Below are 11,892 nucleotides of genomic sequence, written 5' to 3'. Positions count from 1 at the left end.
AGAAAAGCTGGAAGAAAACCGAGAACGCCGGGCCGCGAAGCCGTTTGCCGCCACATCAGCAGCAAACGGCTGGCAGCGGTTAGAAAGTGGCGTTCAAGCCCACAGTGTAAGTGCGCGCCTGCGGGTACACACCGAAGTCGCGGCCAAAGCCCGTATTCGACTGCGGGTCGGAGCTGACTTCGGGGTCGTAGCCGGAGTAGTCAGTCCAGGTAATCAGGTTCTGGCCGGTCACGTACACGCGTAGGTTGCTAACAGCGGCCTTGCGGGTCAGGGTCGAGGGGAGGTTGTAGGCCAGCGTCAGGTTTTTCAGGCGCACGTAGGAGCCATCCTCAATAAAGCGGTCCGACATGCGGCGGTTGTTGTTCGGGTCGTTGCGCACGGCCCGGGGCACGTCGGTATTGGTATTAGTTGGGGTCCAGCGGTTCAGAATCCGGGTACTCTGGTTGAGCGGATCCGCCATGCCCTCCAGCGTCTCGCGGTTCTGGTTGTAGATGTCGTTGCCGAAGCTACCCTGGAAAAACACGCTCAACTCCAGACCTTTGTAGCCAAAGTTGTTCGTGACGCCTGCAATGGCCTTAGGGTTAGGGTTACCGATAACCGTACGGTCCTTGTCGTTGATGATGCCGTCGTTGTTTAGGTCGCGGAACCGAATGTCGCCGGGGGCGGCGTTGTCCTGCTTGGCAGCGGAGCTAATCTCATCCTGGTTCTGGAAAATGCCCTGCACTTGCCAGCCGTAGAACACCCCTAGGGGCTGACCTACCAGTGTGAAACCGTTGCCGCTCGGCAGGCGGCGGTCTTCTACTTCGCCCTGCTCGTTACGAATGGTACCCAAATCGAGCACCTTGTTGCGGTTAATGGTAAAGTTGAAGTTAGTAGTCCAGGAGAAGCCCCCGTTGGCGCCCTGCAGGTTAGTCGAGTTCAGGCCAAACTCAAAGCCCTTGTTTTCTATCTTGCCTACATTCTGAATGATGCTCAGATCTTGGGCCCCAGTGCTGAGCGGAATACTCACCAGCGTGAGTAGGTCGCTAGTTTTCTTCAGGTAGCCATCCAGGGTCAGGGTCAGCCGGTCGCTGAACAGACCCAGGTCAATGCCCGCGTCGTATTGGGTGGTGCTTTCCCACTTTACATCGTTGTTGCCGATGTTGGTGGGGGCAATGCCACCCAGGATGCTACCCCCGTTCTGATAGTTGAAGCCCGTGCCGTAGCGCGAGAAGCGCTGATAGGTGTAAAACTCTTGGTTACCGGTGGCACCAATGCTACCGCGTAGCTTCAGCTCGGAAACGGCCGTGTTCTGCGGGAAGAAAGCCTCTTTCGACACGCGCCAGCCCAAACCCAAAGCCGGGAAATATCCAAACTTGTTGCCCTCGCGGAACTTGCTGCTGCCATCGGCGCGCATGCTCAGCGTGGCCAGGTAGCGCTCATCGTAGTTGTAGATGGCCCGGCCGAAGAAGCTCATCAGACCCCACTGGTCCTGGTAGCTGCTGGGCTTATCGAACTGCGACACCGCTGAGAGATAGGGCACCGAGTTGGCAGGGTAGCCCTTGCCGCTCGCCGACGAAGTAAAACGGTCTGACTCCTGCACCGACTGGCCCGCCAGTAAGGTCAGGTTGTGCCGGTCGCCGAGGTTGGGGTTGTAGGTCAGGGTGTTTTCCAGCAGCCAGATAACCTGCTGGTTGAGCGAGGTAGCCCCGCTGCCGCGCGTGGCCGGGTCGGCGTTGGAGGTGCCGGGGTAGTCGCGGGTAATGAACTGGTTTTCGTTCTGTGTGCGGAAGTCCAGGCCTAGGGAGCTGCGCAGGGTCAGGTTCTTGAGAATGTCCAGCTCGCCATAGGCGTTACCAATAGCTTGGTAGATAACAGCCTTGTTATTCGTTTCCAACAAGTTGCCCACCGGGTTGTCGAAGGCTTGGAAGGGGTTGGTGCCGTAGCGGCCATCGGCCGTACGTACCGGAATGGTCGGAATCTGGGCCAGCGCGCCCAGCACCGTGCCGGAGTTGCCGATGCCTAGCTCGGATCGCACCGAGCCGTTGGTGAAGGTGCGGCTCAGGTTCAGGTTAGTGCCCATCCGGAACCGCTGACCCAGCTTCTGATCCACGTTGATCTTGAAGTTGTAGCGGTCAAAGCCCGAGTTCAGGCTGATGCCATCCTGCTTGAAATAGCCGCCCGAAACGTAGTAGCGCGTCTGCTCCGTGGCCCCGCTGATGTTGAGCTGGTAGCTCTGAATGCCAGCCGGCCGGTAGATTTCCTCCTGCCAGTCGGTAGCAGTAGGCAGGTTGTTGAGGTCAGTGAAGGCCGCGGGTCTGCCGGCGTTGACCAAGGCTTCATTGTAGTACTCGGCAAACTGGCGGGAGTTGAGCACGTCCAGCTTCTTGCGCAGCTGCTGCTGCCCGTAGTACACGCTCAGGCCCACTTGGGGCTTGCCCAGCCTGCCCTTCTTGGTGGTAATTACGACTACCCCGTTGGAAGCGCGCAGGCCATAAATGGCGGCGGCGGCGCCGTCCTTGAGCACGTCGATGCTCTCGATATCCTGAGGGTTCAGGGCGTTCAGGGGGTTGGGGCGCTGCCCGCCCACGGCCAGTTCCTGCTCATAGGTGGGCAGAATGGGTACCCCGTCGATTACGTATAGCGGGGAGCCCGTCAGGCTAATGGAGCTGTTGCCGCGAATCCGTACGTTAATACCCGCGCCAGGAGCGCCGGAAGGGCTGGTAACCTGCACCCCGGGCGCCTTGCCCTGCAAAGCTTGGTCGAAGCCGGCCACCGGCTGGCGGGTCAGCTCCTCAGCGCTTACCGAAGTGACGGAGGTGGTCAATTCCTGGCGACTCTGTGTGCCGTAGCCCACTACCACAACCTCGTCGAGGGCCTTGGCATCGGTGCTCAGGCTGATGTTCAGGGCCGGGTTAGCGCCCGTCACGGGTACCTCGCGGCTCAGGAAGCCGATGGAGCTGAATACCAGCGTGCTGCCCTCCGGCACGTTCAGCGAAAAGCTGCCGTCGGAACTAGTGGAAGTACCGATGCTGGTGCCTTTCACTACCACCGTTACACCCGGCAGCCCTTCACCGTTGGACTGTGTTACCCGCCCCGAAACCGGCACGTCGGCCTGAATCGTTTTGCCCGCTGCCGTGGTAACCGGACCAGCGGTGGGGGCCACTACCACGTAATAGTCGGAGCGCAGCTTTTTAAACGTCAGCTCCGCCTGGGGCAGCACTTCCGTAAGCTTTTCTTCCAGGGGCGAGGCCACCTCGGGGCGGGCGGTTACCCGCTTGTTACGCACCAAGTTGCTTTCGTAGAAGATGGTTACGCTGTACTGTGATTCCCAGCGGCCCAGCAGGTCCTTGAGCAGCACTGTTTCGGCGGGTGTCTCCGTCCGTTGCGTAGGCAAGTGGTTTGAGGCCAGAAGTTGAGCGGAGGCCGTGGCCCCCGGAGCGGGTAGCAGCAATGCACAGGCCGAAAGGGCCGTAGACGCCAGGCTGCCACCTAAACGGGTAGGGGTGTGGTTCATTGTGGGAACGGTGGGAAATGGAAATGAATGAGCCGTGGCTCCGGACACTAGAGGGGAGTCCGGCTACGGGGCAATTGAGTCAGAGAAAATCAGGCGGTTTTGCTGGCGCTCGGCCTTCAGGTGGAAGGTTTCTTCCAGGGCCTTGAGTAGCAGTTCCAGGTCCTGCACGGGCACCGTGCCGGTCATACGGCGGGTGCGGAGCGCCGGGGTGGCTACCTCTACGTCCAAACCGTAGGTGTCATGCAGGCGGGTAGCTAGCTCGCTCATAGACGTGTTGTCGAGCACCAGCTTTTCGTCTTTCCAGCTGGCGTAGGCATCCGTATGCACGGGCTTGTGTACCAGGGCGCGGGGTTGGTCGTCCTGGGTTTGCACCAGTTCGCCGGGCTTCATGAGCAGGTCGGCACGAGTGCTGTCCTCGAAGTCTACGCGCACCTTGCCCGAGAGCAGCACTACCCGCGCCTCCTGACGGCGACGGAATACGGTAAACTGGGTGCCCAGTACTTCCACATTAAACCCGGCAGTAGTATGCACAATAAACCGTTGATTGCTAGGGGTATGGCGCACCGAGAAGAAGGCTTCGCCGTCCAGCCACACCTCCCGGGGCTGCCCGGCCGCCGGATTCGGAGCATAGCGGAGCCGGGAGTTGCCGTTGAGCGTAACAGTGGAACCGTCGGGTAGGTGCAGGGTGCGGGTTTGGCCGAAGGTGGTAGCGTAGCTCTGCGGAGCCGGGCGTGCGTGTTGCTGCCACAAAATACTCCCTCCGGCGACCATGGCCACGGTAGCGGCGGCTGCGGCCCAGTATCGCCAGCGCCCGGGCCAGCCGCCAGCAGAGTCGTCCGCAATGTCAACCGGCTCCGCTACATCAAACCTTAGCCGCTGATGCAGGGTTAGGAGCAGAGCCTCATAATCTGGTTCGGGGTAGGCGGGAACCGCATGGGGGCTGGCATCGAAGGAGTGCCAATGCTCCTTCATCCAATGGCGGGCCAGCAGCTGGTTGCTGGGCTGGCCGAGCCAGGTACGCATGGCGGTAGCTTCGGCGGCCGTAGCGGTGCCGTTTATATACTGGAGAAAAGCGCTTTTATCAGGGTGGGCGGGCATGCAGAGCAGGACGGATGGAGTTCTAAAGTGTAATACACTCCAACTGGCCGCTACCCTGACTCACAACATGATTTTTTATGCAGATTTTGTAACCTTTTTCAAAAGCGCCTGATAATCTATTGCTTACAGCAAGTGTCTCTTGAAAAAAGTTTAAGTTGCCGGCAGGTAACGGCTCACTCACCCCAGTTTTTGGAGCCTTCAATTAAAGAAGTACCAGGAGCAGCGGAATTACTACCAGCGCCGTGCCGTGGGCCTGGAAGTACTGGCGCAGAAAGTGCAAGGCCTGAGCCATCTGGGTTTCCACAGTCTTCACCGAAATACCCAGCTCCTGCGCAATTTCAGCGTAGGAAAGCCCCTGCTGGCGACTCAGTGTAAAAATTCGGCGTCGCTTGGGCGGTAGTTTATCCAGAGCCGCTAGATACAGCATTTCCAGTTCGGCAAATGCTACGTCGGTATCAGTGCCCGGGGTGGAAGGGTAGCCGGCCAGCAGGGCGTAATCCTGGTAGGCGAGGTGGTAGCGGTTCTGGCGAAGCTGATTGAGAATGGCATGATGAGCCACCGTGAACAGGTAGCCTTTCAGCGGAACATCGTCGCGCAGCTCGTGGCGCCGCTCCCAGATCTTAAGAAAACAGTCCTGCACAATTTCCTCCGCCGCAGGACGGGCCTTGAGGTAGCTGTAAGCAAATCGATACACCCGGGCGCTGTACTGCTGAAACAGCGCATCGAAGGCCCGTTGGTCGTCGTGTCGCAGCCGCCGCAACCAAGCCAATTCCGAATCTGGGTGATCCACTTCCAACGAGGAACAGTCTTTTAAAATTTACCTTTGCCTGCTGGGCTGCCCAGCCAGTATGTGTCAAAGACACTTTTGGCCGCGGGCGTGTTGCGTTGCTGAAACGGGCTGCCCATAGCTGCTGGCAGCAATATATAAACAAGAAAGCAGCACTCAGAAAAGTTCGTCTTCCGAGTCGGAAGAAGCGTTTCTCAGGTGCTACTCTACTCATTGCCCGCCACGGGCGGCTCCCAGGCACGGCTCCGTTATTCTACTACGGACACCCGCACTTTCTTGCCTTTCACCTTAGCCCCGGCCAGGCGCTCGGCTACCTGCTGGGCCTGCTGGCGGGGCACGGCTACGTAGCTGTAGTAGTCGAATACTTCAATGTGGCCAACCTGCTCCCGCGACACGCCGCCTACGTTCACGAAGGCGCCTACTAAATCGTGGGCACTCACCTTGTCTTTTTTGCCGGCCGAAACGTGCAGGGTTACATTCTCGGGACGGGGGGCCTTGGGTGCCGCTGGCGGCAGCTTCGGTGCGTGCATGGCCTTCCACTTGATGGAAGCCGCTACCGGCCACTTGTTCACGTGAGCCTGTTCCTTATCGGTGGCCAGGATGTGGGCCGTGCCCTCGGCGCCGGCGCGGGCCGTGCGGCCAGCCCGGTGCTGGAAGCCATCGGCCTTGTCGGGGGCGTCGTACTGCACTACCGTGTCCAGCAACGTCACGTCGATGCCGCGAGCCGCCACGTCGGTAGCGACTAGCACTTGGCTCGAGCCGTTGCGCAGCTTTAGCAGGGCCTTGTCGCGCTCCGGCTGGGGCATTTTGCCGTGGAGTACTTCGGCCGCTACCCCGCGCCCCACCAAGAAGCGGGTCAGCTCCATGCACCGCTCCCGGGTGTTGCAGAACACCAGGGCGCGGCCCGTTTCAGGCTGGTGCAGCAAGTGGAGCAGGGCCGCGGGTTTCTTCTCCACCGTGCCCACGTGGCCGATGAGGGTCAGGTTTTCGGGCAGTTCGTCGGTGTCCTGGCCCGCATTTACCACCCGAGGACGCGTCAGGTTCTTCCGGATCAGGTCCAGCACCTTGTCCGACATCGTAGCCGAGAATAGCAAGGTTTGCCGGCGGCGGGGCAGGCGCTTGATAATCTCCACCAGCTCATCCTGAAAGCCCAGCTCCAACAGCTTGTCGGCCTCGTCCAGAATTAAGGTTTTGAGTTGGTTAGGAATAATGCTGCGGCGCTCGAAGTGGTCGAGCAGGCGGCCGGGGGTGGCTACCACAATGTGGGGCGCCTGGGTAAGGGAGGCCGTTTCCTCCCGAAAGGCGTGCCCCCCGTAAAAGGCCGCTACCCGCAAATTAGGCAGAAACTTACCCAGCTTCTTGAGGGCGTCGCGCACCTGCAGGGCCAGCTCGCGGGCGGGCACTAGCACAATCACCTGCACCGCATCTTGCTTTAAATCAAGGAGCTGCAGCACGGAAAGACCATAGGCCGCCGTTTTACCCGAGCCCGTGGGAGCCTGCCCGGCCACATCCTGCCCGGCCAGGGCCATGGGAACTACCTGCTCCTGCACGGGGGTAGGAGCCTGAAACTGAAGTTCTTCCAGGGCTTGTATTAGTTCGGGGGCAAGGCCCAGGTCGGCGAAGGACGGGGTAGTTGAAGTCATAAACGGGTATTTCGTCCTGCAAAGGTAGCGGATTGGAAATGGCGAGGCGGTGAGCTAGTGAGCTAGTGAACTGACGAGTAAAAACGTCTGTCATTCTGAGCGCAGCGAAGGACCTAGACGTGAACGAGCCGATGCAGAGATTATCCGTTCTCAGGTGACAAGGTCCTTCGCTGCGCTCAGAATGACAGACGTTTTACTCGCCAGCTCACTTCTCCTCCACAATATCCACCAGCTTGTAGCGCACGGCGGATTTTTTGGGCCGGATGTCCATCCCGACGTAGTGGGCGTAGGCTTTGGTGAAGCAGGCGCCGAAGTAGAAAATCATGGCTGAGTAGAACACGAACAGCAGCACCAGCACAATGCTGGAGGCCGGCCCGTAGATGGGGCCCAAGTTGCGCGGGACCAGCAGGTAGCCCAGAGCGGTTTCGCCCAAGTCAATGAGCACGGCCGTGAGCAGGGCCCCGCGCAGCACGGCCTGGGGCGGCACCTTGGCGCTGCTCAGATTGCGAAACGTAACGGCAAACCAAGCCGTCAGAATCAGCAAAGAAGCCAGTTGGTTGCCGATTTTAAACAGCACGAACCCAAAAGTCGCGTCGAAGTCGCGCACGTAGTCGGCCAGGAAAGCTAGGCCCGCGTCGACCAGAAAGGCCAGCATGGACAGTACGCCAGTGGCCAGCAGCAGCCCCAGGGAACGGGCCCGCTCTTTCAGCACCTTATGGAAACGGTCGGTGCGCCGGCTGGGCCGGATTTGCCAGAGCTGGTTCAGGGAGCTTTGGATAACGCCGAACAGGGTAGTGGCAATGAAGAGTAGGAAGCCAAACCCCAGCCAGGTTACCAGGCGGCTGCGCTCAATGTTGCTGACGTTTTGCAGAATTTGCTCCACTAAGCCGGCAGCCGAGTAGCCCAGCAAATTGGACAGCTTGGTGAGCAGCAGCACCCGCACCTGGGACGTGGAATACAGGGAACCCAGCACCTGAATCAGGATAATCAGGATGGGGGGTAGGGCGAAAGTGGTAAAAAACGCCGTGGCTGCGCCCAGCCGTAGCGGGTCGTTGGCCCCAAACTCCCGGGCTGCCCGCCGCAGCAGAATCAGGAAATCAAGCCAGAGGTTGCGCCGGCCGTGGCCAGACTCACGTACTTTTGTCATCGGAGGCGCGTAAATAACCGGCGACGCGCAGCCGGAACAGTGACGGGTTGCGAAGGTAACGCCCCGCTGCCGTATCAGCCAGCTCAGCCGCCGCTAACTTGTGTTGCCCGTGAATCAGCCCTTGGTCCCGCCGCCTACCACCCCGCCCTCCGCGCCGCCGGCCCAGGGCTGGTTTCGGCGGCGCGTGGTGCAGCCGCTACTGGGCATTTTGCGCCAGGGCCTGACGCCCCGACAGCTGGCGCTGATGGCCACGCTAGGCACTGCGTTCGGGCTGGTACCCATGCTGGGCGTGACTACCTTGCTGGCCACGTTTGCGGCCGTGCGGCTGCGGCTCAACGTGGCGGCCATTCTGCTCATTGCTCACCTCTGGAGCCCGGTGCAGTTGCTGCTCATCATCCCGTTTATGAGCCGCGGAGCCAAACTCTGGGGAAGTCACGGCCCCGAGCTAACCCTGGCAAAGTTGCAATACCTGTTTTCTCACGATTGGGTAGGGGCTCTGCAGCTGCTGTGGCACGCCATTTTGGGTGGCCTGGCCCTGTGGGCGGTAGCCTGCGTGGTACTAGGTCCGGTGCTATACTTTATCCTGCTACCCATTTTGCGCCGAACCATAAAGCCCGTTCCGGTTCCGTAGCAGGTGCTCACCCCGACCGAAAGAAATCAGGCTGAATGAGCCTAAAAAAGGAACGTCATGCAGAGCGCAACGAAGCATCTGGTGTGGCGTTATTGAGGTAGTAACGCTGTCATCAGCAGGCAGAATGCTTCGGCGGCACCTCTGCATGATGATTGTCAAGTAAAAAGCGTCTCTAAAGCTTTCTGCTTCTGGGTTTGCCTAATAACTCCTAAAAGTCAGCCTCCCCAACGGTGGGTAGCACCTGCTACGCATCATCGGGGAGGCTGACTTTTGGGGGCTCGTTGTGTGTTACGCGCGCTGGTAAACCGGCGTGGTAGTGAGCAGGTACTGAATCAGGGGCTCCTCTGAGTTGGGGTCAATCAGCATGAGGTCCACGAACTGAGCATCCCCAATTTTGCCTTGGATGACGGGGCCTAGGTCCTGCAGGAAGGCGGGGTCCTGCTGCTCCGTGTCGAAGGCCACCAGCAGGCGGGCTTCCTGGGGGTTGTGCTGCATGCGCATCTCCGTCAGGTACACGGTGCGGATGTGGGGCTGAGTGGCGCTATACTCGCGCAGGCCTTCCAGCAGCTCAGTGGGCTCGGGCTCCGGTTGGTGCAACGACACTTGCATGTCCTGCGGGTTCGGAGCCTCAAAAAGCTGGCCGCTGAGCAGGGCCTGCACCTCATCGGCGGCCAGCAGCTTGCCCACGGCCGAGAAGGGGTTCAGGGCACAGTCAGCTCCTTGCACCATGGTGAAGAAATCGTGGCCGCGCAGGCGCATGTAGGCTACGCTGCCTTCGGGTACGGCGCCGTTATCGAAAATACGTTCTACGGCCGTGAAAACGGCAATTTTGCCGTCGTGCAGGGCTTGCAGCTGAATTTCCATGCCCTCAGTGGGCGTGATTTCGCCGGGCTCCTGGCCTTCCTTACCCGCCATTACCACCACCACTTCCTCGCCCAGCAGGGCTTGGTAGAAGGGGCTGCGGAATTGGGGCTCCACGGCAGCTTGCATCAGCAGCTGCTCCAGAATGTTGAGGGGTTGGAAGTCGGGTAGCTGGGGCGCTTCCTCCCCGAAAGCTCCGGGCAGCGGAATGGGCGGCGCCGGCGGAATATGGGGCATGGGCGGCGCGGCGGGAGCGGCCGGCATCTGATAGTTAGAGCCTTTATAGCGCGGGCCGGCCGGCTTGTTCTGCTCGGTTGAGGCAGGCGTGGCGGGGCTATCCGCGCCGGGAGTAGCAGCGGCAGGGGAAGGGGTAGGAGCAGAAGCGGGCGCCGCAGCGTCCTCGGGTTTCTTTTTCAGGAAGTCAAACAGACCCATAACAAAACAGACAGATGAAGCTGCAAGCTAAGCAGGTTTGGGGGAAGATGCACGCGTCAAAACGGGCGGTTTGTCGGCCCGAGCCGAAAATATTCTGGCGCGGTAACTGGGCCAGAACCCACCTGCTAGGCCTTGATTTAGCAGGTAGTGGCCCCGGCCGTGCTGCGCCTGCCCCGCGCAATTGCATGCTTGCCGACAAAGAGTAGAGTTGAAAGCTGGGCGGGCTACTGCCCATCGGAGCCGTTGCAGCGGCCCAGCAGCTCCGAGGCTTCCCGAATGGTGTAGGGCTGGTTGGTGTTGCCCCAGTTGGTTTGCAGGAAGTTGAGCAGGTTGGTAATCTGGGAGTCGGTCAGGTCCTCGTGGCCGGGCATCACTTGGTTGTAGGCAATACCGTTCACCGTGACAGGTCCTTTCATACCCTTGCGGATAATGCACGGCAGCTCGGCGCGGTGACGGGCAATGTAGTCCGTCTTGGCCACGGCCGGAATTAGTCGTTCCAAGCCCTGGCCCTGGTCGCCGTGGCAGCTGGCGCAGTGAGCGGCGTAGAGCTTGGCGCCCTCGTTCTGGCGTTCGGTAAAACAGCCGTTGAGGCCCAGCAGCAGCGTGGCGCTAGCCGCCACTGCCAGCCCTGCCCGGCCGAAAAGCCTAGTCCAGCTCATCGGGTAGCCACTTTTTGCTCTTCCTGCTCCTCTTTTAGCAGTAACGGCAGCTCCTGAATTAGGCGGTCCACCTCCGACTTTTCCATGCCGTCGTACACGCCCCGGATGCGGCGCTTAGAGTCGATAAGGGCAAAGGCGCCGCTGTGCGCAAAGCCGCCCGCCACTTTCTTATCTACTTCAGCCGAAGCCATGTAGGCGTGGGCCAGGGCAAACACGGTGTCGTGGGGGGCGGTGGCGAAGTGCCAGCGCGAGGCGTCCTTGATGCCTAGGCGCTCGGCGTAGTCACGCAGCACTGGAATCGAGTCGTGGGCCGGGTCGATGGTATGGCTCAGGAACAGCACGTTGGGGTTGCCTTCAAACTGCTTGTACACGCGCAGCATTTCGCTCTGCATTTTGGGGCAGATGCTGGGGCAGGTCGCAAAAAAGAAATCCGTGATGTAGACCTTGCCGGCAAACGTCTGATTGGTAATGACTTTGCCTTCCTGATTGGTGAGCCGGAAAGTAGGCACCGGGTCGGGCAGGGTGTCGGCGGGGGTGCGGGGAGCGGCATGCTTGATACCGAAAATCGACAGGCGGTCTGACTCCTGAGCTTCGGGCGTGGTGGTGCAGGCTGGCAGGGCAACGCTGGCGCTGAAAAGCACGCCGGCTAGGAGCAATTGCCCCGCCGCGCGCAGAAAAGAGGTATTCATGGGGTAGGATGGTTAGCGGCCGGGGCCTGCAGCAGCAGGCGGGCCGAGTCGACACTCGTACGGAACAAGCGGCCGACCGAATCAATTCGTTGTTGCTGACCAGAATAATAAGTCAGGCGCCGCGCAACGGCTACCGTGTCCTGGGGGCGGCGGTAGTGGTGCATCCAGAACATCATGCCCGCTTCGGCGGCTAGCAGGGCCCGGCGCTGCCGGCCGGCAGCTGCAGTATCAGGAATGGGGGCTGTTTGCAGCTGTTGGCGCAAGGAGTAGAGCTGATCCATCTGGGCCATCAGCTCGTCGTGGCGGGCTAGTAGGGCCTTTTCGGCGTCTTCGGCCTGCTGTTCCTCGCTGTGCAGCGAGAGGCAGGCCGATACAACCAGCAGCAAAGGAGCTAATCGGAGCGTTTTCACGCCGCAAAGGTACAACCAGATTCATGCACCCGGAAT

The 11,892-nt window shown here is 60.3% G+C and carries 10 protein-coding genes; 1 reads left to right on the top strand and 9 read right to left on the bottom strand.

Annotation, left to right across the window (positions count from 1 at the left end; all coding sequences use genetic code 11):
• Positions 1 to 79: 79 nt before the first annotated feature.
• The 5 genes from MWH26_RS09760 to MWH26_RS09740 form a co-directional block, all read right to left on the bottom strand.
• Entirely contained in the window at positions 80 to 3,496 is a 3,417-nt protein-coding gene (locus MWH26_RS09760) for a SusC/RagA family TonB-linked outer membrane protein (RefSeq protein ID WP_247974118.1), read from the bottom strand.
• Between the two features lie 63 nt (positions 3,497 to 3,559).
• The gene (locus MWH26_RS09755; protein WP_247974117.1) at positions 3,560 to 4,594 is read right to left on the bottom strand and encodes a FecR family protein; all 1,035 of its coding nucleotides are present in this window, start codon (positions 4,592 to 4,594) and stop codon (positions 3,560 to 3,562) included.
• Between the two features lie 202 nt (positions 4,595 to 4,796).
• Positions 4,797 to 5,384 (bottom strand): RNA polymerase sigma-70 factor, encoded by a 588-nt coding sequence (locus MWH26_RS09750; RefSeq protein WP_244696422.1) that lies wholly within the window; start codon positions 5,382 to 5,384, stop codon positions 4,797 to 4,799.
• A 245-nt stretch (positions 5,385 to 5,629) separates the two neighbouring features.
• Positions 5,630 to 7,024 (bottom strand): DEAD/DEAH box helicase, encoded by a 1,395-nt coding sequence (locus MWH26_RS09745; RefSeq protein ID WP_247974116.1) that lies wholly within the window; start codon positions 7,022 to 7,024, stop codon positions 5,630 to 5,632.
• A 205-nt stretch (positions 7,025 to 7,229) separates the two neighbouring features.
• Entirely contained in the window at positions 7,230 to 8,171 is a 942-nt protein-coding gene (locus MWH26_RS09740) for a YihY/virulence factor BrkB family protein (RefSeq protein WP_247974115.1), read from the bottom strand.
• A gap of 109 nt (positions 8,172 to 8,280) precedes the next feature.
• On the opposite strand from MWH26_RS09740, the gene MWH26_RS09735 reads away from it, so the two are divergent.
• Positions 8,281 to 8,802 carry a DUF2062 domain-containing protein gene (locus MWH26_RS09735; RefSeq protein WP_244696419.1) on the top strand — a complete coding sequence of 174 codons (522 nt, stop codon included), beginning with the start codon at positions 8,281 to 8,283 and terminating at the stop codon, positions 8,800 to 8,802.
• Between the two features lie 288 nt (positions 8,803 to 9,090).
• On the opposite strand, the gene MWH26_RS09730 is transcribed toward MWH26_RS09735, so the two are convergent.
• The 4 genes from MWH26_RS09730 to MWH26_RS09715 form a co-directional block, all read right to left on the bottom strand.
• Complete coding sequence (locus MWH26_RS09730) at positions 9,091 to 10,098, bottom strand: enhanced serine sensitivity protein SseB (protein WP_247974114.1); 1,008 nt, start codon at positions 10,096 to 10,098, stop codon at positions 9,091 to 9,093.
• 224 nt (positions 10,099 to 10,322) lie between these two features.
• Entirely contained in the window at positions 10,323 to 10,757 is a 435-nt protein-coding gene (locus MWH26_RS09725) for a c-type cytochrome (protein WP_247974113.1), read from the bottom strand.
• Positions 10,754 to 11,446 carry an SCO family protein gene (locus MWH26_RS09720; protein ID WP_247974112.1) on the bottom strand — a complete coding sequence of 231 codons (693 nt, stop codon included), beginning with the start codon at positions 11,444 to 11,446 and terminating at the stop codon, positions 10,754 to 10,756. Before MWH26_RS09720 ends, MWH26_RS09725 begins: the two co-directional genes overlap by 4 nt.
• Positions 11,443 to 11,856, bottom strand: a complete 414-nt coding sequence (locus tag MWH26_RS09715) for a hypothetical protein (RefSeq protein WP_247974111.1) — start codon at positions 11,854 to 11,856, stop codon at positions 11,443 to 11,445. Before MWH26_RS09715 ends, MWH26_RS09720 begins: the two co-directional genes overlap by 4 nt.
• Positions 11,857 to 11,892: the final 36 nt, after the last annotated feature.

The organism is Hymenobacter sublimis, assembly GCF_023101345.1.
Classification (GTDB): Bacteria; Bacteroidota; Bacteroidia; order Cytophagales; family Hymenobacteraceae; genus Hymenobacter; species Hymenobacter sublimis.
The sequence above is the reverse complement of the archived record's forward strand: the minus strand, read 5'-3'. Positions and strand labels throughout refer to the sequence as shown.

Excerpts from the sequence above, each read along its gene's own strand:
- MWH26_RS09760 (WP_247974118.1), bottom strand. The coding sequence starts at position 3,496 with ATGAACCACACCCCTACCCGTTTAGGTGGCAGCCTGGCGTCTACGGCC.
- MWH26_RS09755 (WP_247974117.1), bottom strand. The coding sequence starts at position 4,594 with ATGCCCGCCCACCCTGATAAAAGCGCTTTTCTCCAGTATATAAACGGC.
- MWH26_RS09745 (WP_247974116.1), bottom strand. The coding sequence starts at position 7,024 with ATGACTTCAACTACCCCGTCCTTCGCCGACCTGGGCCTTGCCCCCGAA.
- MWH26_RS09740 (WP_247974115.1), bottom strand. The coding sequence starts at position 8,171 with ATGACAAAAGTACGTGAGTCTGGCCACGGCCGGCGCAACCTCTGGCTT.
- MWH26_RS09730 (WP_247974114.1), bottom strand. The coding sequence starts at position 10,098 with ATGGGTCTGTTTGACTTCCTGAAAAAGAAACCCGAGGACGCTGCGGCG.
- MWH26_RS09725 (WP_247974113.1), bottom strand. The coding sequence starts at position 10,757 with ATGAGCTGGACTAGGCTTTTCGGCCGGGCAGGGCTGGCAGTGGCGGCT.
- MWH26_RS09720 (WP_247974112.1), bottom strand. The coding sequence starts at position 11,446 with ATGAATACCTCTTTTCTGCGCGCGGCGGGGCAATTGCTCCTAGCCGGC.